Source organism: Flavobacterium sp. 28YEA47A, assembly GCF_041262125.1.
In the GTDB taxonomy this organism is placed as follows: Bacteria; Bacteroidota; Bacteroidia; order Flavobacteriales; family Flavobacteriaceae; genus Flavobacterium.
In genome coordinates this window covers 59,166-83,270 of the sequence record NZ_JBGCCI010000008.1, presented here as the reverse complement: position 1 = coordinate 83,270, position 24,105 = coordinate 59,166, and the positions used below count along the sequence as shown (strand labels likewise).

Sequence of the window (24,105 nt, the reverse complement as noted above, 5' to 3'; positions counted from 1 at the left end):
TTTTGTGATACTGATAATAGGTTTCTGAACTATATCGGACATACTAAAGATAAATAAAAATCTTAAAAAATATTTTTTAGATTGAGTGTTTTAAAAGATAAATAGTTTTTATTTTGCTTAAAATCCTAAATTACTTAGAATTTTTCTTTTTTTATATAAAACGAAGGTATTTGTTTGAAAGTCAAATTTTTATGATTTTTAAAAAATAGCAAATAAAAAAACATGAAGTTATTTCTACTTAAAATCGTAATGGTTTTGTCCTTTTTCGCTTTCATTTCCTGTGAAGAAGTCTCAAAACCAGAGCCAGTGGCAAAGCCACAAGTTAGTCAAAAGCCTTATAAAGCGGGTGTGGTTCTTTCTTTTGACGATGCTTATGTAGATGAATGGTTTGATGCGAATCAAATTCTCAAAAAATATGGATGGAAAGCCAGCTTTTGTGTTTGTAGGATTGATTCTATTGGTACTCCTCAAATCCAAAAGCTGCTTGAAATGCAAAAGGAAGGTCATGAAATAGCAGGCCACGGATACCATCACTACAATGCGATTAAATATGTGGCTGCCAATGGTATTAATGAATATATGAAACAGGAGATTGATCCTATGCTGGCTTCTATGAACCGATTGTCTTTTAATGTTTCATCATTTGCATATCCCTATGGCCAACGCTCTGATTCTATTGACAAGGCTTTATCTTCTAAATTCAATATAATAAGAGGAAGAGCTTTTCGATGTGACACTCCGGAAACGGAAGGATGTTATTTTAGGGGCGGCAAATATATGTATGCTTTTGGTATAGACGATAACCATGTACATTTTAGTATGTCTTATCTTTTGGAATTATTGGATTATACGAAGAAAAACAATAAAATCTTGATTTTGTGTGGCCATAAACCGGTTAAAAATGTAACTGAAAATTATCAGACCAAAATCGAAACTTTAGAGTTTATATGTGATTATATGAAACTTAATGATCTTCAGTTTTATACATTATCTGATTTGTATACTATGATGTCGGCAAACTGATAACGCTAGTATCCTGATGCCAGTTTCCTGTAAAACCATCTTTTTATATAATCGGCTGTAAAAACATAAGCTACTACAATAACTGCCATATAAGCATAAAATCGTAAGGGTAGGGGAACAAAACCGAAAAGGCTACCTACTGCAAGAAATGGCAATATTGAGACAAACAAGATTACAAACAGGTTAGAGAATAGCAACGGCTTACAGGGTCTGCTTTTAAAAAATGGAAGTCGGGTACGTACAACGAGTACAATAAGTGATGCCGAAATAACGGATTCAAGAAACCATCCGGTCTGGAATTGCTGTTCGTTTGCTTTAAGTCCCCATAACAGTACACCAAAAGTACAATAGTCAAATACAGAGCTAAGAAGGCCAAAAACAAACATGAATTTTGTGATAAAGCGAATGTCAATTTTGTGAGGCGTGTTGATATATTCCTCGTCAACATTATCTGCTGCAATGGTTGTCTCAGGAATATCTGTAAGCAGATTGGTTAGCAATATCTGTTTTGGTAAAAGAGGTAAGAAGGGAAGTATGAGTGAAGCTCCGGCCATACTGAACATATTGCCAAAATTAGCGCTCGTAGCCATGAAAATGTACTTCATTGTATTGGCAAAAGTCCTTCGTCCTTCTTTAATACCATTGGCCAACACCTGGAGGTCTTGATCCATAAGCACCAAATCAGCAGCTTCTTTAGCGACATCTACGGCCGTATCAACAGAAATTCCTACATCAGCAGCATGAAGAGCTGAGGCATCGTTAATTCCGTCTCCCATAAAACCAACCACATTGCCGGATTTTTTCAGTGCAAGGATAATCTGTTCTTTCTGATTGGGTTCTACTTCGGCAAAAATATCGGCCCGTAAGGCATTTGCAACCAGTGCTTCACTGCTGTTTTTTCTTAATGAGCTGCCTTTAACAACTATTGGGTTTGCAATACCTACTTGTTTGGCAAGACTTTCAGCTACCAGCGCATTGTCTCCGGTAATGATTTTTAATTTGACGCCTAATTTTTCCAAATTGGCTATTGCTGTGATGGCACTTGCTTTTGGAGGATCAAAGAAGGTTACAAAGCCAAGAAATATCATATTGTTTTCGTCTTCTTTCGAAATGGTAGAAGTACCAATATTTTTCCAGCATATACCAAGTGTTCGATATCCTTCTTTACTGTAACGTTCGTACAGTTCTGTCAAGGTCTTTTTTTTATCTTCTGATAAGGGAAGGATGGTGTCTTTTTCTGTCTGGACCTGAGTGCAGACTGCTAAGGTTTCCTGAAACGCTCCTTTGGTAATAAAAGTAATCTGACCCTCGAGATCTACGGCTATACTTAATCGCTTTCGTATAAAATCATAAGGGATTTCATCGACTAGTTTTGGTAGTTTCTGATTATCTGCCTTGAAAGCATCGATGATTGCTTCATCTATAGGGTTTTTAAATCCCTGTTGCAGGGTTGCGTTATATAAGGCATACTCGTTGACAAGGTTGTTTTCTTCACCATCAAAACCAAAAACCTTATATAATTTTACTTTTCCTTGTGTAATGGTACCGGTCTTATCCGAACAGAGGATATTCATGCTCCCAAAATTTTCAATGGCGGCAAGACGTTTGACAATTACCTGTTGTGCGGCCATTTTTTTAGCCCCGGTAGATAAATTTACTGTAATGATTACGGGTAATAATTGAGGTGTAAGCCCAACGGCTAAAGCCAATGAAAAGAGAAAAGAATCAAGAACAGGCTTGTGCAGGAGTACATTCAAGGCAAAAATGATAAGAATCAGAATAAGTGTTATTTGCATGAGCATAAACCCAAACTTTTTTATTCCTTTTTCGAATTCTGTTTCTGGGGCATTTTGTCTCAATCTGTTGGAAATCTTTCCGAACTCGGTATTCATTCCCGTACATACGACTATAACGGAAGCTTTTCCGCTAATGACATGGGAACCCATAAATAGCATATTGGAACGTTTTGCAACAGGTGTGTCTTCAGTAAAAACGCCTACCTGTTTTTCTACGGGAAAACTCTCTCCGGTAAAGGCTGCTTCATCAACAAAAAGATCCTGAGAAGTCAGTAGAATGCAATCGGCGGGAATAATGTCGCCAGCAGAAAGAATAACAACATCTCCCGGAACAATTGATTCTGTTGGCAATTGGGCTTCTTTTCCGTCACGTAGCACTTTTACGGTAACCTGTACCATTTTCAGTAGTTTGGCAACGGCATTTGAAGCTCCGTATTCCTGCCAGAATCCCAGGCAACTACTAATCATTACAATCAATAAAATGATAATCGCATCAGTCCGATCCTGTAATAATAATGAAAGTATAGCGGCAGCAATTAAAATAAGTGTTATTGGGCTTTTAAACTGTCCCAGAAATAGTAAGTAGGCACTGGAAGTATTTTTTCCCTTTAGGCTGTTGGGGCCATAATGTGCGATTCTTGATTCAGCCTCATTTTCTGAGAGTCCGTTTTCTCCTGTTTCAAATTCAGAAAAGAGTTCTTTAGGCTGTTTAGTCCAATATTGGTTTTCTTTTGTCTGGTTTTCGCCTTGAGTTGCTTTTTTCATAATATCCAAGAGTTTCAGTTAATAGAATTCCAAGTATTTAACCCAAATTTTACTATCAAATTTACGACTTTTTAGGTGGCATAATACATAATACCATTTTTAATTGATTTCATTTTTTGTGGATTAAGTAAAAAAAACATAAATCTAGCAGATCAGAACCTCTATAGTTGATAGTTGATAATGGTTAGTCGATAGTGGTAAGTGGTTTTACACCAAAAACATATACAAAAATTTACTTTCAACAACTTTCTCTTTCCATATAAGAACTAATAAACTTAGTGCCTTAAAACCTTAGCACCTCAGAACCTCTATAGTTGATAGTTGATAATGGTTAGTCGATAGTGGTAAGTGGTTTTGCTCCAAATAGAAACAGATACAGAAATTTACTTTCGATACTTACTCTTTTATATGCAGAAAGTATAAACTTACACCTCATAACCTCAGTGTCTTAGTGCCTAAAAACCTTAGCTTCTCTTTTAACTCTCCAACCCAACCTTTAAACACAAAACAGCTTCTTCCAATTCTTTTTCATTCATCGAAGCAAACCCAAAACGAAACGCATTTTCCTGCTTGTGGATCCGTTTGATATACAGTTGAGGTACGGATTCCAATTTGCATACCGAAAAACGAGGATTTATTTTAATCCAGATAGCCATTCCGCCATCAGGTAAGGAATAGGTAATATGGTTGCCCAAATGTTTTTTTAGCAAAACATCCAGATAGTCTCTGCGCTGGCGATAGCTTTTTTTAGTCTTTTTCAGATAGCGACTTAAATCTCCATTTTCAATGAGTTCGGCAAGTGCATTTTGCATATATCCGTCACCACCATAATCAATAACTTCCCGTAGTTTTGTGCATTGTTTAATGAAGTTTTTAGGAGCTACCATAAAGCCAATGCGAATAGAAGGTCCTAAAACCTTAGAGAAAGAGCCAATGTAAATTACATTGCCATTATGGCTTCCACTGGCTAGTGGCAAATAGGGCGAAGAAGAGTAATGATAATCGTAATCATAGTCATCTTCAATGATAGTAAAGGAATATTGGTTTGAAAGTTCCAAAAGTTTCATCCGTCTTTCCACGCTCAATGTTACTGTTGTTGGATAATGATGGTGCGGAATCACATACACGGCAGTTATCTTTTTCTTTTTGCAAATTTTTTCAATTGCACTGATATCTAATCCGTTTTCATCAACAGGGACTTCGATAACCAATGCTTTGGTTCTTTCAAATGTTTTATCGGCTATCGGATAATCAGGATTGCCAATAATGATAGTAGCTTCTTTGTCTAGCAGTATTTGGGAGGCCAGGTAAATACTCATTTGTGCACCATGTGTAATCAGTAGGTTATCTGTTGCAATATTTAATCCTCTTGTTTTGGATAAATAACGAACCAGCTCCTCCCTGAGTTTCAACGTGCCCTGCGTGGTTCCTACAATGGCATTTTTGACTGCATATTTCCGAATTGTATATGATCGGTATATTTTTAATAATTCGTCAATAGGAGAAAGTCTTATGTCGGGATAGCCATCATCGATAAAGATTTCTGGAGCAGATAGTATTGGCTGTTCAGATGCTTTTTCTTCCAGCCCATGTAACGGAAGGTCAAAAGTATTTTGATACGATAATGTAGCGTCTTTTTGATTCCATTTTTGAGCTTTCAAAGTAGGAATCTGTTTGGATACGGTAACGTGTTTTCTGGGAACGACCACTATCCAATCCTGAGCACTCAATTCATCATAGGCTGCAATGACCGTTTTACGGTGTACGCCTAATTTTTTAGAAAGCTCTCTTGTTCCTGGCAGATGTGTTCCGGCTTTTAAGGTTCCTGTCCTTATTTCATTGATAATAGAAATAGCAATCTGCCGGTATAAAGGAATTTTACTCTCTTTATCAATGATGATTATATGTTGAAACGGAAACATCTGGACTACCTGTTAAGTTAAATCTGGATTACAAATGTAGTCCAAATTGAAAATACTTTAGCCGAATAAATTTAAACATATAACAGCATGAGTTATCAAATCAAAAAAGCAAGTCTGGAAGACTTGAATGAGACAGCGGTTCTGTTTAACCTCTACAGAATTTTTTATCGGCAGGAATCCGATCTAGAAAAAGGAAAAGCCTTTTTAAAAGAAAGATTCCTCAACAGCGAATCTGACATTTTTCTGGCTATAGTTGACGGAAAAGCAGTGGGTTTTGTCCAACTGTACAAACTTTTTCATTATACCAAATTACAGAAACAATGGCTGTTAAGCGATTTGTTTGTACACCCGGATTACAGAGGGAAAGGACTTTCTGTTGCTTTGATTGACCGTAGCAAACAATGGTGTGAAGAAACCGGAGCTTGCGGCTTGATGCTTGAAACGGAAAAGACAAACGATATTGGAAATAATCTCTATCCGCGTTGTGGATTCGAGTATGACGGATTGCATAATTACTATCATTGGTGGAAATAAATAGAAAAACGGCAGATTACTATATCTGCCGTTTTTAATTAAGGATTAAGACCATGGAAACTGTGCAAGCGAATGTGCTAAATTATTGTTAATGAAAATAAGTATCAGAGAAAAAAAAAAATGTAGTTAATTGTATATTTAGCCAAAACAAAAACCTGTAAATCATATGATTTACAGGTTTTTTATGTTTTAAAACTAGATTGCGTTTGAGCAGTCAGTAATTAATCCTTTACTGTCCAAATGGAACCGTTTTTCGTTGTCAGTTTTCCTAATTTCCCTTTTGCGGCAAGTTCATTTAATTGTTTTTCGCTTTCTGCTCTTGGTGTTCCGGAAAGTTCAGAAAATTCTTTTGCTGTCAAAGAAGGATATTTTGAAAAAAGGACTTCCCAATTTTTATAATATTCACTTTTGACTGCGTTTGAATGAAGTTTTAAAATAGCACTTTCATACAAGGCGTATGGTTTTGAACCATAAACAGTTTCCTTTTGTCCTGTTGCGTCTATAAAGAAGATTGTTGGAAATCCTCTAACACCATTTTGTTTTGCAAAATGCAGATCTTCCTCAAAAAGCACTTTGGCTTTACCATTAAAATCGGTTGTAAATTGTTTTACATCTAAACCAACTTTTTTAGCGACCATTTCTAAGTTTTCCCATTTTGCAATGTTCTTTTTTTGTAAGAAAACCATTTCCCTGATTTCTCTTAAAAATTGAATAGCTTTTTCTTTGCTTTGCATTTCAGCGGCTTTAAAAGCTATCGAAGGCGGATAAGAGGATTGTAAAGGATCTTCTAGCCAAACGTCGCCATCAATTGGCATATCATAATAAACACTCACTTCGTCCCAATGGTGTGCTACATCTGAAGGTTTGCTGATACCGCCGCTGTTGTAGCTCCAATCCGGAAGCAAACCACCCATTCGGTATTCAATTTCTATACTATTGCCGTATTCCAATTTTAGTTTACGCAGTTGCGGTTCAATTCCCCAACAAGAAGAACAAATCGGGTCTGTAAAATAAATAACCTTGACGGGCTTTTGGGTGTTTTGTGTTTCAATTTTTCCTGATGTTGAATTATCGGGTATCCCACAAATACCTTCAACAGGATCGCATAATAAGGGATTGGTATTGTTTTCCATTTTTTTATTTGTTTGAGCCTGACAACTGAAGTTGCCTAGCATTAATACTAGTATTGCTATAGATTTTAATTTCATTTTTTTGAATACTATTTCAGAATAGGCTTACAGTTTATAAACACAAAACTACGCCACATTGAATGTATATTTGCTATGGGTTTCCCTTTGGAAACTACTTTCCTTTTAGAAAGTATCTACTGAATCCGTAACTTTGTAAAGTATACATTCAATTCAAAAACAATGAAAAAAACCGCCGAAATAAATGCCACACCTGTTTGCCAGGTCAGAATGCAAGCCATTAGTGATACGATGAGCTTATTATCCGGGAAATGGAAATTCCATATATTGGGAACACTGATAGAGGGTAATACGTTGGGCTTTATGGACTTGTTACGGGAAATAAATGGAATCGGGACAAAAATGCTGTCAAAGGAACTTCAGGATCTGGAAGTAAATAATCTGGTGAATCGAAAAGTAATGAATACAAAGCCCATAACTGTTGAATATTCAATTACAGAATATGGCAAGACACTTTCTCCGCTAATTGATGAAATGGCAAAATGGGGAATTGATTATAGGAGGAAGGTTTATTTGAAAGAAGGTGCTAAGTAACTAAGGTTCTAAGGTGCTAAGTTTAGGGATTTCATGAGTAAAAGAAGTTTTTGAAAATAGATTCTTTTAGTTAATATAGTCTTCTAAATCTGTGTAATTTAAAAAAACTCTCAACTTAAATTATCTAGTGATAGTCAAAAAGTAATTACTTTATCAACTCCATAGCCTTTTCAAGATCACGGTCTTTTTTAATTACGATATCTAATGGATCATAATCCACTCTGTAATCCGGCATAATGCCCCGACCACGAATCGGATTCCGGGCTACAGATTCGACACGCATCCAGGGGAAATCAATCATTATTTTTGTATTTGGCAATGTTAATTCCTGCATCACCATACCATTGCATCCTTCCTCACCGCCAGCAGTTTCTCTCCCAATGAATTTTACTTTTTTGCATTGCGATTTAAGAGCTGCAGTAAAAAGAGCACCTGAAGAAAAAGTAGCACCATCAATTAAAACATACAAACTACCATCAAAATGATACTCTTTTGCTAACGGAAGCGGACCGTATACCGTACCCATTGCAGGTGTCGTCTCTACATGATACCATAAACCTTCTTTGTTGGTAATTTTATATCCTTGTAAAAATCCATTGGTGCGATCCTTATCAAAATAGTTGGCAGATTTATTTAAAGCAGGATTTTGTAACCGTGACCTGACATCTTTAATGATGTTAAAAGGAGAATCTGCGAGATAGGATAATAATTGAATTGCAACACGGATGTCACCTCCCGTATTGTGCCGCATATCCAATATAAGATTCTTTATTTTTTTATCTTGTATCTGCTTGAACGCTTCTTTGTAAGTCAGGGTGTCTTCGTATGAGAAAGGTTTTGTCTCAAAATAGGCTGTCTGTGAGTCATTAAAAAACCGAAGCTTAAGATTTCCTGTTTTTTCTGCAGTAGTCCAGTTTGTATAGTTATCAAAAGGAGCAGTTTGGGGTTCGTTCGAGATTATTTTATCTGTATCTACAGTCAAATCTTTAAGTTCGCCTTGTCTGGTTCGTATCTGCATTTTATAAGACCCTTTCCAATGGTAGTATTTATTGCAGGCATCTTCAAAACCGTCGTACTCGCTTAAAAACAATTCTTTAAAGGTTTGATTATATCCGTCTGTAGAATATAAGTCAAAACCCTGTTTGATAATTTCTTTTACAACAACATCATTGATACTGATAATTTCATCTCCGGTTCGTAATACCTCTGTTTGATGGGTAGTTATAAAAACACGACCATTAGTAGCAAGTACTTTAAAAGGCAAATGAGCAGGATACAGACCTACAGGATCCTTATGCCCTACAGAATGTTTTATCTGTGTATGTCCACATCTCAATTTACAGATGAAAGGGTATATCTGAGAAATAAATTCACTTTCATATAAAGGTTTGTTGATTGATGAATAGGTCTGATTGTAGGCTTTTTGCAAACTGTCAGCAGAGGTATAATAATTATATCCCGGATGCATCTCTTTTATGGCTGACCAGAGTATAGCCATATCTGACTGCATACTTTTTACAGTTAACTTTTGGGGAATACTGCCTTTTTTAGAAGGGTTATGACTTTTTTCCTGACTTTTAACGGGTAGGGTAGTGCCTATAAATAAAGTAATGACGATTATATAGAATATGGTTTTATATTTTGAGTTCGGTTTCATTCTTTTTAGGCTACTGATATCAGGTTAGTATTGACTCTTATTTATTTAATTTAGAATAAATTACGGTATCGAGAAATTGTCCGTTATAGAATTCATTTTCTTTAAAATGTGCTTCCTTAACAAAACTACATTTCTCTAATGCTTTGGCCGAGGCTATATTTTCAGGATCAATCATTGCTTCGATAGAGTGTAATCCCATTGTAGTAAAACCATATTTCACAACTAGATTAATTGCTTCAGTTATATAACCTTTTCCATGAAAATCAGGAAGCAGCATATAACCAATTTCTGCTCGGTAATGCTCAGGTTTCATACGAAAATAGCCTATGGTTCCAATCATTTTGGGATTGCCTTTTAGCGTAATAGCCCAATTAATTATCTCATTGTTGCTAATTTTTTCATCCATCATTTTAAAGTGTTCTGACGCTTCATCCAATGATGTGGCTACCGGACGAGGAATATATTTCATTATGTTTGGGTCAGAGCGCAGTGCAAAGAGCTCATGGACGTCATTTAAATCAGCGCGTCTGAGTTTTAACCTTTCTGTTTCCAATTCAGGAAAATCTGAGAAATCTATAGTAAGCATAATTCGTTTTGTGTTTCTGTAAAATTATAATTTTTTTCGTCCGTAGCCTCACAATAATGAGGCTTTGAATAGTGATTTATGATGCTTTTAATCAAAATACTTAATTCTCCTTATAGCGCTAATTTCGTTTAGAAATAAAGCCCCAGTTCCAAACTACAACATCTGATCTGTGCCGGAAGAAAGTAAAAACCCCGCATTTAGCGGGGTTTAAAGTTTAAAAATTCTATGTAATTTATAAAAAATTAGTTCTTTTTAAGAGCCAGTTTTTTAGTAACAGTCTTATTCTGATAATCTATTTTTACATAATAGATACCTTCTGCAAAATTATCGATCGATAAATCCGATTTTGATAAAGATGGTTTGAAAGTAGTGATAACTCTTCCAAGATTATCTATAACTGTGATAGTATCAGCCGTTACATTTCCGGTTTCAATTGTAAATTGTCCATAACTTGGGTTCGGATAAATTGCAATCTTATTTTGATCAAATTGACCAACACCTAGAGGATTTCTACAAGTTACTGATTTTAGTCTGACAGAATTTTGAGAACCACAGGTTGCATTAGTGTGTACATAATAACGGATAATGCCTACATTGCTTCCGGATGCCCAGTTCAGTGGTGTTTGTCCGCTTGCCAAAACTGTTATTCCCGACTCATCCGTGATAGTAATATAATCCGTTGCTACTGAAGTTGAGAAGGTATATTGCTGACCAAAATTTATATAAATTTTTGCATATTCTCCAGCATAGCCTTCAGAAATGATCTCAGCAGTTCCCATACAGCCAATCTGCACAGCTTCTACAGGATGAGGCCCGTATATAGCACCGTTACAACCAACAGCAGGAATAGCATCAAAACTTCCACCATAAACCCAGTCTCCTTTTGTAGAACCACAATTAGCTCGTACCCAATATACATAATTTGTTGCAGGGCTCAGTCCGCTCACAACCGTTGAAGTGTAGTTGTTAGAAACTGTATGCGTAGGAGTGGTATTGTAATTAGGAACAGTATTGCTGTTTACAACATACAAATCATATCCTGCAGAAGGTGTTGGAACTGGAGCTGTCCAGCTAATTAGAGCAGAGTTTGAAGTTGTGTTAGATGCCGTAACATTGGTTGGTAAACCACAACCTCCAATCGGAGTACTGCTGCATGTAACCGATTTTACTCTGATAGCATCTTCAGCCCCACAATTTGCATTGCTGTGTACATAATAACGGATAGCTCCTACGTTGCTTCCAGATGCCCAGCTTAGTGGCGTAGTTCCACTTGCATAAACTGTCAATCCAGATGCATCCGTGATCGTGATATAATCCGTTGCTATTGAACTTGAAAAAACATAATATTGGCTGAAATTGATATAAATCTTTGTAAACTGACCGGCAAGACCTTCAGCAACTACTTCAGGGCTTCCTGTACAAGCGATCTGAAGGGTTTCTGTAGGATAAGATCCATATATAGCACCATTACAACCAACAACAGGAATAGCATCAAAACTTCCGCCATAAACCCAGTCTCCTTTTGTAGTACCGCAATTCGCTCGTACCCAATAGTTGTAATTTGTTGCAGAACTCAATCCACTGATAAGTCTTGTGTTAGTAGAAGAGAGATGCGTAGGGGTAGTATTTGCGGTAGGAGCAGTATTGCTCTGTACAACATACAAATCATATCCCATAGGTGTCGGTGTCGGAGCCGTCCAGTTAATTCGACATGAGTTTGATGTTACGTCGGTTACTGAAAGATTGCTTGGTACACCGCAACCTGCTGGAGCAGCGACACACTTAATAGAACGTACTCTATCAGCGTTTGCAGTTCCACAACTTGCATTGGTATTCAAGTGGTATCTTATAACACCTGAAGTAGAGCCTGAACTCCAGTTTAAAGGCGTTACTCCGCTGGCCAAAACTACTGTTCCATTCGCATTTGTAATCGTGATATAATCTGTGGCAACAGAACTTGTAAACGTGTACTGTCTGTTATCCATTACATTGACATTTGAATATTCTCCTGCCCAAGAGTCAGCAGCTATCTGTTCATTAACTCCTGTACATGCTGGTGTGAAAGTAGCATTAGGATACAATCCGTTAATAGCACCGTTACAGTTTAGGGCAGCAATGGTCGTAAAACTTCCACCAGATACCCATGCACTTTTTGTACCACCACAATTAGATCTGATCCAATAATAGTAAGTTGTAGAAGCTGTCAATCCGTTTAGAACGCCCACACCTGCATTATTACTTGTAACAGTAGCAGTGGTATTGGCATTCGGAGCCGTATTTGTAGTAACAATATAAAGATCGTATGAAGAAGGCGCAGTTGCAGGCGCAGTCCAGTTCAATCGGCTTGAATTTGATGTTATGTTTGTAACAGATAAAGCAGTTGGTACACCACAACCTCCTGTCGGAGCATCAACACACTTAATAGAACGTGTTCTGTCTGCGTTAGCAGTTCCGCAACTAGCATTAGTATTCAAGTGATATCTCACAACTCCCGTAGTAGAACCTGAAGTCCAGTTTAAAGGCGTTACTCCGCTTGCTAAAACTGTAGTTCCTGTGGCATTTGTAATCGTAATATAATCTGTAGCAACCGAACTTGTAAACGTATATAGCTTATTTGCCACTACGTTCACATTTGAATATTCTCCCGGCCAAGAGTCAGTAGCTATTGGCTCATTAGCTCCTGTACACGCTGGCGTGAAAGTAGCATTAGGATACAATCCGTTAGGAGCACCGTTACAGTTTAAGGCAGCAATAGTAGTAAAACTTCCACCTGATACCCATGCACTTTTTGCAGTACCACAATTAGACCTGATCCAATAATAGTAAGTTGTAGAAGCTGTCAATCCGCTTAAAACACCCACACCGGCAGTAGTGCTTGTAACAGTAGCAGCAGTGCTGGCACTTGGAGCCGTATTTGTAGTAACAATATATAGATCGTATGAAGCAGGTGGAGTTGCAGGTGCAGTCCAGTTCAATCGGCTTGAGTTTGATGTTATGTTTGTAACTGATAAAGCAGTTGGTACATCACAAGTTGGTGCTGAAGCACTACATTGGATGTAACGCTGTCTGTTGATGTTCTGTGTACCACAGCTTGAATTAGTGTGTATGTAATATCTGATGACACCAGATGTTGTACCTGAATTCCAAACCAATGGAGAAGGGCCGGTAGCTATTGCTGCATTTCCAACCGGATTCGAAATAGTGATATAATCACCTACATTTGAACTTGAAAAAGTGTATTGCTTGTTAGCCGTTACATTGACATTTGAATATTCGCCCGCATAGGCGTTGTTAACTATCATTTCAAGAGAGCCCGTGCAAGCAGGAGTAAATGTAGTTTGTGGATGAAGGTCTCCAGTGGTACATCCTCCCACAACACCACCACATTTAATCGATTTGATTCTTGGTGTATTCTGTGTACCGCAAGAAGAATTGGTATGCAGGTAATATCTTATGCTTCCCCAACTGGAGTTGTTAACCCATACAAACGGTGTCTGTCCGGAAGCATAAATGGTAGCTCCGGTAGGATCAGTAATAGTGATAAAGTCTGTCGATACTGAACTACTAAATGTGTATTGCTCATTAGGAGTTACATTTACGTTTGTATATTCTCCTGCATGGGCATCGGCAGCAATTTGCTGAACAGTTCCATTACAGGTTACATTGACAGTAGCTTCAGGATACAGTCCAAAAGGAGCACCGTTACAGCCGCTTGTGCCCGTTCCGGATGCAGTAGTCGTAAAAGAGCCACCAGGAACCCAAACTCCTCCATTGGCAACACATTGAGTACGTACCCAATAGTAGTGTACCGTATTGGCAGCTAATCCCGATACTTGAGCTTCTCTGTAACCTGCTGACTGCACAGTTGGATTTGTATTCGCAACAGGAGAAATTCCGGTAGTGTTTACAAAAACATCATAAGACGTGATCTGCCCTATAATTTGAGCATTCCAACTCACTTTACAAGAGTTTGATGTGATATTTGAAACCGAAAGTGTATTAGGAGAATCACAAGAATTGTCTATTGTGGTAGTTTTTAAATATACTTGTCTATCTGTTATATCACCACTCTCACACTGTGAACCAGTGTGAATGTAATAACGGATCGTCTGAGGGTAAGGAGGTGTAAAGTTCAGACCATTCGAACCCGAGAGTCCGCTCACAAATACTTGTGCACCGTTAGCATCGGCAATCGTGATATAATCTGTGGCACGTGTGCTTTTGAATGTATATCGTGTAGCCGTTGAAAATGTTTTTACCAACAGATATTCGCCCGGACGGATACCATTGAAAATGATACGTTCATTGTTGTCATAAACGGGGGTAATTGCTTGTGAGGAAGTCAGACTTCCGTAAGTGCATTGCGCACTGACCTTCTGGATAAAGCATATAAGTGCCAGAAGGTACAGAAAAGTAATTTTTGTTTTCATAGTTTATATTTAAGGTTGCTTTTTAAAATTTTAGATGTCAAATTTAGATGTGATTTTTGTATTGAATCCATCTAATTCCATCATTTACAGTTTAATCGCATGCAATAATAAATCAAAGAAAAATCATAATCTCAACTAATGTATAAGCGAGGCTTTTTTGAATATTAACGTAGTTATTCAGTGTAGAATCGTTTTTATGAAAAAAGGGAGCTTACAATTTTGAGGTACGAGCAGTACTTTAGCATTAAGGTAGATACGATAAAATTTTAAGATTTTGTCAATAGTAAGAATGCTGATAAGTCATACTTTTTTGGCTAATTTTAGTTCGATTCAAAATGACCTGATAATCAGAAATTGGCAAAAAAACATTTTGATGAGTAGGAGTTGATGTCGACAAAAGCCCGGTAGGATTGAAGGAGAGCTCCTCTTTGTCGAATTGATACTGTTTGAGCATTGGGTTTGTTGATTTGGCCCGAAAATTAGCATTAATCTTTTTAAAATGCTAAATAAATCTTAATAAAATTTGTTGGTGGTTTGGGGTGGTGTAGTGTTTTTAGTTATAAATTCGCAAGTAGTCGATATTCGTCTTTATACAAACATACTTTCATCATAAAAAAATAGTAAATGAAAAAACTGTTATTACTACTTGTAATTTTTCCTCTGTTTGTTTCTTGTAATGATTCAAAAGAAAAAAAATTAAATTGGGATTATCCTGATGAAAATGCAGAAATTAAAACCTTTAATACTAAGGCAATTGATGATAAGGAACTGATTTCACGACTTGAAGAGGATTTCAGAAAGGGAAAGTTTAAAATTGAAAGCAAAGAAGACAAAAAGGAAGTGTCTTTTTCCAACTGCAATGATAATTTAATACTTAAAATCAAGGGTAACGGTATAAGACGTTATTATGTCAAGCGTACCGAAGCAAAACCGAAAAATTATTATCCGGATTTTATGATGTTTATTTATGAGTTTGATAACGAAGCCGCAGCCGCAGATGTTGAAGAAGAAATTCGGGAAGCATTATATTCAGGAAATGGATTTTGCAATGGCAAAGGCCGTGACTATTTAGTCAGGTATAAGAATAAGGTTGTCCGATTAGCTACCCGGGCCCACATGTTTATGGATTACACAAAAGAGTATGCTGAAAAAATAAAAAGCTATCGTTAGGCTTCTTAAATTCTATGTGATTCTGCCTACTGATATTAGGATTTATGTTTTGCAATTATTTGTAAAAAAAACCTAAACTTTCATAAGTAAATATTGGAAATAAAAATACCTCGTCATTGATAGGGCGGGGTATTATAAAGGTTTTTAAAGTGTGATGAATTGTAATTCATTACAATATTGTTAGCAGTAGCCCAATTGTTTTTTAAACAAGTGCTTCTTCTATTTTTACTTTTCTTTTTTAATGATTTCGTAGTAATATGTTATGTCGTTTATCATTCCTGTAGGCCTGGCCATAAGTATAATAATGAAATCCGTTCCTAATTTAGTACAAGAATAGGATGAATTTATAAATAGAAGACGATTATCTATTTTTAAATGTTCTTCAAAACTTGGTGGATTTCCTCGTGTTTCTACATATCTTAATTTATACTTTTCAGCTATTCCATTTATATCAACCAACGAAATAGTATCAGTAGGTTTAACTGGCTCAATATTTAAAGGTAAGCGTTCTAATTTAGAAATGGTTTCCCTAAATTTTATAAAAGCTGGATCTGTTACTGGTTCCCAAGGTTTCACTTGTCCAATAACTGATTCTGTTAAGAGAATAAAAAATAGGAATGCAAAAGTTTTGATTTTCATAATTCATTTAGAATTGTTCTAATGGCTTGGTATTAGTATTGTATTTTTCATTTGCTAATTGTATAAATGGTCTTTAATAATTACTACTAACGTTTCATGACTTGGTAGTAGTGGCATAAAATTAAGAAAAATGTAATAAGAAATTCTAAAGCTCAGAATATTATCCAAGAAAGAAACAAGCTATTGTGCAAAACAACTGTTAACAGAAGATTTATATCATTATATCCAATTCCATTTGCGGTAAAAATCGGTTTTCAATTGATGTCTTTAATTGGTTATAAGTTTTGAACCCAAAAGATTTGTAAAATAATTCGGCATTAGGATCTGAATCGAGAATTATTTTTTTCATATTAGTTTCTTTTGCTTTTTTGATACAATGATTCATTAAGAACTTCCCATATCCTTTTCCAATAAATTTTGGCAATAAAAATAGATAGTCAAGTTTTATGGTCTTATTTTCAAGTTTCAAAATAGAGTAGTATCCTATTATTTCATCGTCAATAATTAATTTGAATGTTTCATTATTTTCAATATAATCTTGTGTTATTGTTAAATCATTCCTCCATTTTTCGAGTTGCTCTTTTTCGTATCCCCAAAATGCTTTTCCTTCGAAAGTTATTTCACTCAAAATAAGATTATCATTTTTTTCGGATCTTTCAATTTTCATTTTTAAAGTATTAAAAGGAAACATTTTACTAACTTGTTTATATTCGAAACAAACATCCATAAAGTTATTTAAAATAGATGTTTAAACATATATCTTCGAATATAATAATAATCTCTATAAATCGTTTTTGGTTATTAAATGCGACAATGGATCAGCAAAAAAAAACTCATAAATCTATGACTTACGAGGTTTTTAATTTTCAGTAGAGAAGGAGGAACAGCCACTTTCTGGCTTTAAGTTCCTAAAATATTTTAATTCCCTTAATTAAACGAACTTCTAAACTCTAAAGGAGACAAGTTCGTTTTTGTCTTAAACAACTTAGAAAAACTTTGACTATGTTCAAAACCCAAATCAAACGCTATTTCTGAAACCGTCAATGCTGTTGTAGACAGTTTTTCTTTGGCTTTTTCAATTAATTTTTCGTGAATATGTTGCTGCGTAGTCTGTCCTGTTAATGATTTTAGTAAGCTGCTTAAATACATAGGGGACATATTCAATGAATCTGCAACAAATTGAACCGTTGGAAGTCCTGTTGTGTTGTCATCATTAAAGTAATCGTCGATAATCCTTTCAACATTCTCTAAAATTTTATGATTACTGACTTTGCGGGTCAAAAACTGCCGCTGGTAGAAACGATCAGAATAATTGAGTAAGGTTTCGATTTGTGAAATAATGATGTTTTGGGTAAACTTATCCAGATTGCCCGAGTATTCCATTTCTATATTTTTCACAAGAGTATTGAGAATCGCCTCTTCCTTTTCGGAAAGAAATAATGCCTCATGCACGGCATAATCAAAAAAATCATAGTGCTTGATAGTGCTGGCTAATGGAGTGTTCCACAAAAAGTCAGGATGTATCATTAACACCCAGCCACTTTTGGCACTGGCAATTTCTTCGATAGTTTCAATACCAAAAACCTGGTTAGGGGCTATAAAGAACATCACGCCATCATCAAAATCATAGTGATTTTGACCGTATTTAAATGTCGCGCCAATACTACGTTTTATAGAAATGTGATAAAAGTCAAATACAAAGTTCTTATGATTGATTTCTGTTGAGCATTTAAAGGTTCCATAATCAAACAAACTGATTAACGGATGCTGAGGCGAAGGCAATCCCTTCATCTTATGGAATTCAGCTATTGATTTAACCCTATGTATCTGATTTTGACTCATCTTTCAAAAATACAAAAATATTACAACATCATTCCTCCGGAAAGTTCAATTCGCTGACCATTCATCCATCTTGCAGCAGGAGTGCATAGGAAGGCGACAACACCTCCAATATCTTCTGGTACACCAACACGTCCTAAAGCGGTAATGGAAGCGATTGCATTTCTTTTATTTTCATCGGATTTGTTAGAACCTCCGCCAAAATCAGTAGCGATGGCGCCTGGAGCAACCACATTGGCTGTAATCTGCCTGCTGCCTAATTCTTTGGCCAGACATTTCGTGTAGGTTTCAATAGCTCCTTTCATACTTGCGTAAGCGGAAACATTAGGGAAAGATATACGGGTCAATCCTGATGAGATATTTACAATTCTTCCTCCATCATTTAGCAGAGGCAGAAGTTTTTGAGTTAAGAAATAAACACCCTTAAAATGAACATTCATCATTTGGTCAAATGCTTCTTCAGTCGTTTCAGTTACCGAGCCGTATACTCCAGCACCAGCATTGTTGATTAGAAAATCGAACTTTGGAGAACCTTCGTGTTCCTGTAAATGTTGACTGACATCACCTACAAATGCATCAAAGGATTTTACATTGCTTACGTCCAATTGATAAGCAATGGCTTTTTGTCCGAGTGATACAACTTCTTCTACAACCTTATCGGCTTCTGTTTTATTACTGTTGTAGGTAAAAATAATATTGTTTCCGTTTTTAGCCAAATTGATAACCATATCTTTTCCTAAACCACGGCTTCCACCGGTTACTAAAGCAATTTTACTCTTTGTTGACATAATTTATTTGTTTTTAATTTATATGACAAAGTTCCTTACTAAATCTTTTTTGGGTGTAGCCGAATTATTGATTGTTGTAGTCTAAACTTAGCTGCTGATTTTTTGATTCCAATTAGGTGTCTAAAATTATTTTTCCCACTCGTAAAAATTTTCCAAGTCCCATTTATAAAAATTACTTACTATTTCAAAAAACTCTTGCCTTGTTGGATTTGGAGATAGTATTTCTTTGGGAAATATTCTATTAAAAAAAACTCTATAATCTGAGACTAATGTTTTAAAATCTTCTTCGCTCAGTTTTTCAATATCTGCTACACTATCTGGAAAAGCTTTACTAGCAATCTCATCTCGTAAATTTTCACTATTTGGTGGTCCGCTCCAATTGTCTCCATTAGTTTCCTAGATGGTAATAATGCCCAATAATTTTAAAGGATCTTCCGCTATAAAATCCCTGTTTTCTTTTATGGCCCAATAAGTACCATACAATTCATCAGTTATGTTGGGATATAAAAAAATCTTATAGCCTTTGGATTTTATAATTCTTAATGCTGAATTATGAGTGTTTATTTCGGCCGATAATCTAAAACTTTCTTTTGAGTTCATATTTCTGATAAAACTGATGTTGTTTGGATTTGTTCTCGTAAACTCGCCTTATATACCTTATAAAAACTAACCGATCTCTTAAAAGCTTACTATAACGAATATATAAAATTAACATTATAATTTTATAGTCAATTTATCTATCCCACCAATTCCGAAAACCGAATTTTTATACACGCTAAAACAAAATTTAATCATAAAAATGGATGTGTAAGATGAAAAATAGATAACTTTAAGGTATATAATTCGTCAGGAGAATTAAATAATTTTTTATAAAATCAATAAATTTTAGATTATGGAAATAACTGCTGCACTAATAAAAGAAAAAGGAGGGAAATTTGAATTGGAAAAAATATCCCTAGATGAGCCAAGAACAGATGAGGTTCTTGTAAAAATTGTCGCAACTGGTACGTGTCATACAGATATGGCCGCACGTGACCAGCAAACCGGTGCGACACCATTCCCAATTGTTTTAGGACACGAGGGAGCAGGTATTGTAGAAAAAGTTGGTGAAGGTGTTACAAACCTTAAACCTGGCGACCACGTTGTATTGACATTTGGTTTTTGTGGAGAGTGTTATACCTGTCAACACGGTAAGCCAACATATTGCGAAAATTTCCCCGCACTAAATTTTGGAGGTGCTCGTTTAGATGGTTCTCATAGCCATCACCATAATAAAGAAGGTATTTTTGACAATTTCTTTTCGCAGTCGTCATTTGCGACTTATGCCATTGCAAATAAAAGAAATGCGATCAAAGTTTCTGAAAAGGCTCCCTTAGAATTATTAGGACCCTTAGGGTGCGGAATACAGACAGGTGCAGGTGCAATCATAAACTCACTACAAGTTTCTCCTGGAAAAACAGTGGTGATTTCTGGTGCCGGTGCTGTTGGTTTGGCTGCGTTATTAGCAGCAAAAGCCTGTTCTGCGGCACAGATTGTTTTAGTTGACATCAATCAAGAGCGTCTTGACTTTGGACTGGAATTGGGAGCGACTCACGTCATCAACAGTCGTAATGAAAACGTCATTGAGGCTTTACAGGTCATTTCTCCGAAAGGTTTTGATTTTGGTTTTGATACTACGGGTCGTAATGATGTCATCAATAATACTTTGGCTAATTTAAAATCTCTAGGACAGATGGGAATTGTAGGTGTTGCGACAAAACCATTAGAAGTGGAAATGAACAGCTATGTTTTAAAAGGTATTAAATTGATTGGTATTGTTGAAGGTGACAGTGTTCCCACAGAATTTATTCCAGAAATGGTAGAGATGTATTTGAATGGTCAATTTCCTTTTGATAAATTGATCAAGAAGTACAAATTTGAAGATATCAATCAAGCTATTGAAGATTCTGAAACCGGAAAAACGATTAAACCGGTTATTCTAATAGGGGAATACAACCAATAGTATAATTAATTATCTCTGTGAAGCCAGTTTCATTTCCAGATTGCTGGCTGCCGTGGTGTATCTCTGTTCGCAAATCTTAACCTTTTCAGATTGTCTAAGATATGCTCATATTCTTGTCTCCTCTCATGGAGAATATGCTTGATGTATTTTTAGGATATCGTGTTCTATTCGTAATATTCTTTATATTCTCGTATCTTGATACAATAGGAGAGAAAGGGACAACTAAGCCGAGATAAAATGTAGTTTTAGTCAGTGAAATAGGGCAGATCGCAGTAATAATGAGGCTTTACAGGGAAGAGCAAAACGCAAAACAATTACCCAAAGTATGATGCTAAATCTTGTAGGAGTAGCAAAAGAAAAAGGAGAAGATGAAAAACTTAAAAGTCAGTGGAATATTTATCATTGTCAAAGTCAAGTTATAACCGCTAACGGACGGATTTACGGAAGATATTGCAAAAACAGATTTTGTACACTGTGTTGTAGAATTAGAAAAGCTAAAATCATAAACAAGTACTATCTAATTATTGAATTATGGGAAGAGTCCTAAATTTTGTTACGCTAATAGTTAAAGCTTATACCACTTCACAACTGAAAATTAGAATAGCTAAAGTACTGTAGGGGGATTTCAACGTATTAAAACCGCCATAAAAAGAACTATCTTAGAGGCATGGGGATAAACTAATTGGAGTAAAATTGCTGGAATGTAATTTTAATCCCGCCAAGAGAACATAGAATCCATACCTTTATTTAATAGTGGCTAATAAAGAAATTGACAGAATAATAATCCGTGACTGGCTAAAATTATAGACTCCTAAAATTTGCTCAAAGGTAGGCTCAGGATATGAGAAAAATATTTAATGTCGAAACTGGATTAATTGAAATTATTAAATATGTTAGTAAAATTTTTTCTGAACCAAAAATAAAGAAGAAGGGAGAAAAAACGTCTTACCAATTTTATGTATATGCACTCGACAATATACTTACATCAATGAAAGGAAAACGTATTTTTGAGAGGTTTGGGGTTAACTCTGAAATAAAAGAAGTTAAGAAGTCTTTAGAACCTCAGCATGTAACTCAATACGATGAATGGGGATTCAATTCGAAAGTATCTGACTGGCAGAACATAGACACGACTGAGGTATTCACTGGGTACAAGCCAAAACCTCAGCTCACCTCCATATTGGCAAATTGTATTGATATTACTTCCCAGTAAATTCGATTTCTACTGTTTTATCACCATTCAGTTTCTTATATTTGGTAACTTTTAACCAATAAGATTACCAAATGCAAAACCTGCAAAATGAGCTTATAGAACTTTTAAAAGGCGAAGATACCTTTGTAGTTGACGGACAACTCAACAAGAATAAAGTGGTAGAAGCAGCCTTAAAAGTGCAACATCAGCTAATAAAAACACTTATAAGTAATGAAACCTTCAAGAAACACTTTTTTGAAGATATAGATGGAGTCTTAGTATTTGATAAAATAGCTTTTCAGCGTTTTGTAAATAATAAATCATTTTTACCTGATAGCTATACTGCCTTTAAAAATAAAATTGGACTGACCTTCAATGATGGTAGTACAGATAATTACATTATGTCCAATAACGATATTGCATTAGTATGGCCTCATAAAGATTGCATTTTAGAAGGAGGACAAACTAAGGAAGACCAAAAAAGGAGTGAAATATTTTGGAATGAAACTCTCGCACCAGATAATGTAGACCGTCTTTTATCTCCTAAGGTATTTACAAACTTTAAAATGTTTGATAAAAATGGGGAACATACGGTTACAAAATTAACTGGGAATGAGAGCCTAATCTTGAAGGGAAATAATCTACTTTGCTTAGCATCCTTATTGAAGACTCATAGAGGTAGAATTAAATTAATTTATATTGACCCTCCATATAATACTGGTGGAGGTGGAGATACCTTTTCTTATAACAACAATTTTAAACGTTCAACGTGGTTGACATTTATGAAGAATAGGTTGGAAATTGCTAAGAAATTATTATCTCAGGATGGTGTCTTAATTACTGCAATAGACGACCATGAATTTGCTTCATTAAGATTGCTTTTAGAAGAAATTTTTTCTGAACATACGCACGAAACTGTTGTAGTAAATCATCATCCGCAAGGTTCCGGTGGATTAAATATTTCAACAACACACGAATACGCTATTTTCACTATGCCTTCTGGAAAAAGATTAATAAAAGGTGAGTATATCGAAGAAACTGAAGAAGAATGGAGTCTAATGAAATCTGGTGCAGGTGATGATTATTTTAGAATTAAGCGACCAAACATGTTTTGTGCAGTATATGTAGATAAAATCACCAGAGAGGTGAAAGGTATTGGACCTAACTTAAAGGTAGATGAAATATATCCATTAGACGAAACAGAAGAAGGATGGATTAGAGTTTATCCATTTGATGGAAGTGGAAATGAAAGAAGATGGCGATATAGTAGAGAAACACTTGTTGATTTATTCAGCCAAAATATGATAGTTTGTTCTAAAAAAGGAAACTATTCCTTAAAAATTAAAAAAAGTCGAAAGGATGTCTACAAACCTGTATATAGTAATTGGGTAGATAAAAAATATAATGCAGGACCGCATGGCACTGCTATGATAAAGGGACTCGTGGGAGAGTCTAAATTTTCATTTCCTAAATCTCTATATACAGTCTTGGATTGTGTTAAATCAGTAGTGCAAGATGATAAAAATGCAATTGTATTAGATTATCATGCTGGAAGTGGCACTACGGCTCATGCTGTATTAGAACTGAATAAGCAAGATGGTGGAAATCGGAAATTTATAATGTGCGAACAGATGGATTATATCGAAGATATTACATGTCAAAGAATCAAAAGTGTAATTAGTAACAATCAAAGTGGTTCATTTGTATATGGTGAACTTATGAAATACAACCAACTATTTATTGAAAGAATACAGGTAGCTCACAAAAGAGAAGAGCTTATAGAGATTTGGCACGAAATGGAGAAAAGTGCTTTTCTTTCATATCAGTTTGATAAAAAATCATTTAATCAACGATTAGAAGTTTTTAAGACAGGAGATTTAGACCAAATGAAGCATTATTTAGTTGAGGTTTTGGATAAAAACCAGTTATATGTAAACTATTCAGAAATTGAAGATGAAGCTTATAAAGTAAGTACTGAAGACATAATTATTAATAATCAGTTTTACAAACAATAAGGAAT

Annotated in this window: 18 protein-coding genes; 7 read left to right on the top strand and 11 right to left on the bottom strand. The window is 35.5% G+C overall.

Annotated elements, in window-relative coordinates; all coding sequences use genetic code 11:
* The first annotated feature begins 222 nt into the window (after window positions 1–222).
* A complete protein-coding gene (locus ABH942_RS12595; protein ID WP_370032479.1) occupies window positions 223–1,023 on the top strand; it encodes a polysaccharide deacetylase family protein in 801 nt (266 codons plus the stop codon).
* Between the two features lie 5 nt (window positions 1,024–1,028).
* Here ABH942_RS12595 and mgtA read toward each other — a convergent pair whose 3' ends face one another.
* Window positions 1,029–3,584, bottom strand: a complete 2,556-nt coding sequence (gene mgtA / locus ABH942_RS12590) for a magnesium-translocating P-type ATPase (RefSeq protein WP_370032477.1) — start codon at window positions 3,582–3,584, stop codon at window positions 1,029–1,031.
* A gap of 476 nt (window positions 3,585–4,060) precedes the next feature.
* Complete coding sequence (locus ABH942_RS12585; RefSeq protein ID WP_370032475.1) at window positions 4,061–5,506, bottom strand: PLP-dependent aminotransferase family protein; 1,446 nt, start codon at window positions 5,504–5,506, stop codon at window positions 4,061–4,063.
* An 87-nt stretch (window positions 5,507–5,593) separates the two neighbouring features.
* On the opposite strand from ABH942_RS12585, the gene ABH942_RS12580 reads away from it, so the two are divergent.
* Window positions 5,594–6,040, top strand: a complete 447-nt coding sequence (locus ABH942_RS12580; RefSeq protein WP_370032473.1) for a GNAT family N-acetyltransferase — start codon at window positions 5,594–5,596, stop codon at window positions 6,038–6,040.
* A 221-nt stretch (window positions 6,041–6,261) separates the two neighbouring features.
* On the opposite strand, the gene ABH942_RS12575 is transcribed toward ABH942_RS12580, so the two are convergent.
* Window positions 6,262–7,173: a ClpXP adapter SpxH family protein gene (locus ABH942_RS12575; RefSeq protein WP_370032471.1), complete on the bottom strand. Its 912-nt coding sequence runs from the start codon at window positions 7,171–7,173 to the stop codon at window positions 6,262–6,264.
* Between the two features lie 237 nt (window positions 7,174–7,410).
* On the opposite strand from ABH942_RS12575, the gene ABH942_RS12570 reads away from it, so the two are divergent.
* Complete coding sequence (locus ABH942_RS12570; RefSeq protein ID WP_370032469.1) at window positions 7,411–7,782, top strand: winged helix-turn-helix transcriptional regulator; 372 nt, start codon at window positions 7,411–7,413, stop codon at window positions 7,780–7,782.
* A gap of 145 nt (window positions 7,783–7,927) precedes the next feature.
* Here the strand turns inward: ABH942_RS12570 and ABH942_RS12565 are convergent, their stop codons facing one another.
* The 3 genes from ABH942_RS12565 to ABH942_RS12555 form a co-directional block, all read right to left on the bottom strand.
* Complete coding sequence (locus ABH942_RS12565) at window positions 7,928–9,439, bottom strand: S41 family peptidase (RefSeq protein ID WP_370032467.1); 1,512 nt, start codon at window positions 9,437–9,439, stop codon at window positions 7,928–7,930.
* A gap of 37 nt (window positions 9,440–9,476) precedes the next feature.
* Entirely contained in the window at window positions 9,477–10,025 is a 549-nt protein-coding gene (locus ABH942_RS12560) for a GNAT family N-acetyltransferase (protein WP_370032465.1), read from the bottom strand.
* Window positions 10,026–10,267: 242 nt separating this feature from the next.
* Entirely contained in the window at window positions 10,268–14,455 is a 4,188-nt protein-coding gene (locus ABH942_RS12555; RefSeq protein WP_370032463.1) for a fibronectin type III domain-containing protein, read from the bottom strand.
* 624 nt (window positions 14,456–15,079) lie between these two features.
* On the opposite strand from ABH942_RS12555, the gene ABH942_RS12550 reads away from it, so the two are divergent.
* Complete coding sequence (locus ABH942_RS12550) at window positions 15,080–15,625, top strand: hypothetical protein (RefSeq protein ID WP_370032460.1); 546 nt, start codon at window positions 15,080–15,082, stop codon at window positions 15,623–15,625.
* Between the two features lie 225 nt (window positions 15,626–15,850).
* Here the strand turns inward: ABH942_RS12550 and ABH942_RS12545 are convergent, their stop codons facing one another.
* The 5 genes from ABH942_RS12545 to ABH942_RS12525 form a co-directional block, all read right to left on the bottom strand.
* Complete coding sequence (locus ABH942_RS12545) at window positions 15,851–16,264, bottom strand: hypothetical protein (protein ID WP_370032459.1); 414 nt, start codon at window positions 16,262–16,264, stop codon at window positions 15,851–15,853.
* A gap of 211 nt (window positions 16,265–16,475) precedes the next feature.
* Entirely contained in the window at window positions 16,476–16,931 is a 456-nt protein-coding gene (locus ABH942_RS12540) for a GNAT family N-acetyltransferase (RefSeq protein WP_370032457.1), read from the bottom strand.
* Between the two features lie 260 nt (window positions 16,932–17,191).
* Window positions 17,192–18,106 (bottom strand): helix-turn-helix domain-containing protein, encoded by a 915-nt coding sequence (locus ABH942_RS12535; protein WP_370032455.1) that lies wholly within the window; start codon window positions 18,104–18,106, stop codon window positions 17,192–17,194.
* A 20-nt stretch (window positions 18,107–18,126) separates the two neighbouring features.
* Window positions 18,127–18,891, bottom strand: coding sequence for an SDR family NAD(P)-dependent oxidoreductase (locus ABH942_RS12530; protein WP_370032453.1), 765 nt, complete (start codon window positions 18,889–18,891; stop codon window positions 18,127–18,129).
* A gap of 396 nt (window positions 18,892–19,287) precedes the next feature.
* A complete protein-coding gene (locus tag ABH942_RS12525) occupies window positions 19,288–19,491 on the bottom strand; it encodes a hypothetical protein (RefSeq protein WP_370032451.1) in 204 nt (67 codons plus the stop codon).
* A 292-nt stretch (window positions 19,492–19,783) separates the two neighbouring features.
* On the opposite strand from ABH942_RS12525, the gene ABH942_RS12520 reads away from it, so the two are divergent.
* The 3 genes from ABH942_RS12520 (at window position 19,784) to ABH942_RS12510 (ending at window position 24,100) form a co-directional block, all read left to right on the top strand.
* Complete coding sequence (locus ABH942_RS12520; protein WP_370032450.1) at window positions 19,784–20,893, top strand: NAD(P)-dependent alcohol dehydrogenase; 1,110 nt, start codon at window positions 19,784–19,786, stop codon at window positions 20,891–20,893.
* An 841-nt stretch (window positions 20,894–21,734) separates the two neighbouring features.
* Window positions 21,735–22,106, top strand: a complete 372-nt coding sequence (locus ABH942_RS12515) for a hypothetical protein (RefSeq protein WP_370032448.1) — start codon at window positions 21,735–21,737, stop codon at window positions 22,104–22,106.
* Between the two features lie 71 nt (window positions 22,107–22,177).
* Window positions 22,178–24,100 (top strand): site-specific DNA-methyltransferase, encoded by a 1,923-nt coding sequence (locus ABH942_RS12510; protein ID WP_370032446.1) that lies wholly within the window; start codon window positions 22,178–22,180, stop codon window positions 24,098–24,100.
* Window positions 24,101–24,105: the final 5 nt, after the last annotated feature.

Coding starts and splice junctions, on each gene's coding strand:
- ABH942_RS12595 (WP_370032479.1), top strand. CDS start 223: ATGAAGTTATTTCTACTTAAAATCGTAATGGTTTTGTCCTTTTTCGCT.
- mgtA (WP_370032477.1), bottom strand. CDS start 3,584: ATGAAAAAAGCAACTCAAGGCGAAAACCAGACAAAAGAAAACCAATAT.
- ABH942_RS12585 (WP_370032475.1), bottom strand. CDS start 5,506: ATGTTTCCGTTTCAACATATAATCATCATTGATAAAGAGAGTAAAATT.
- ABH942_RS12580 (WP_370032473.1), top strand. CDS start 5,594: ATGAGTTATCAAATCAAAAAAGCAAGTCTGGAAGACTTGAATGAGACA.
- ABH942_RS12575 (WP_370032471.1), bottom strand. CDS start 7,173: ATGGAAAACAATACCAATCCCTTATTATGCGATCCTGTTGAAGGTATT.
- ABH942_RS12570 (WP_370032469.1), top strand. CDS start 7,411: ATGAAAAAAACCGCCGAAATAAATGCCACACCTGTTTGCCAGGTCAGA.
- ABH942_RS12565 (WP_370032467.1), bottom strand. CDS start 9,439: ATGAAACCGAACTCAAAATATAAAACCATATTCTATATAATCGTCATT.
- ABH942_RS12560 (WP_370032465.1), bottom strand. CDS start 10,025: ATGCTTACTATAGATTTCTCAGATTTTCCTGAATTGGAAACAGAAAGG.
- ABH942_RS12555 (WP_370032463.1), bottom strand. CDS start 14,455: ATGAAAACAAAAATTACTTTTCTGTACCTTCTGGCACTTATATGCTTT.
- ABH942_RS12550 (WP_370032460.1), top strand. CDS start 15,080: ATGAAAAAACTGTTATTACTACTTGTAATTTTTCCTCTGTTTGTTTCT.
- ABH942_RS12545 (WP_370032459.1), bottom strand. CDS start 16,264: ATGAAAATCAAAACTTTTGCATTCCTATTTTTTATTCTCTTAACAGAA.
- ABH942_RS12540 (WP_370032457.1), bottom strand. CDS start 16,931: ATGAAAATTGAAAGATCCGAAAAAAATGATAATCTTATTTTGAGTGAA.
- ABH942_RS12535 (WP_370032455.1), bottom strand. CDS start 18,106: ATGAGTCAAAATCAGATACATAGGGTTAAATCAATAGCTGAATTCCAT.
- ABH942_RS12530 (WP_370032453.1), bottom strand. CDS start 18,891: ATGTCAACAAAGAGTAAAATTGCTTTAGTAACCGGTGGAAGCCGTGGT.
- ABH942_RS12525 (WP_370032451.1), bottom strand. CDS start 19,491: ATGAACTCAAAAGAAAGTTTTAGATTATCGGCCGAAATAAACACTCAT.
- ABH942_RS12520 (WP_370032450.1), top strand. CDS start 19,784: ATGGAAATAACTGCTGCACTAATAAAAGAAAAAGGAGGGAAATTTGAA.
- ABH942_RS12515 (WP_370032448.1), top strand. CDS start 21,735: ATGAGAAAAATATTTAATGTCGAAACTGGATTAATTGAAATTATTAAA.
- ABH942_RS12510 (WP_370032446.1), top strand. CDS start 22,178: ATGCAAAACCTGCAAAATGAGCTTATAGAACTTTTAAAAGGCGAAGAT.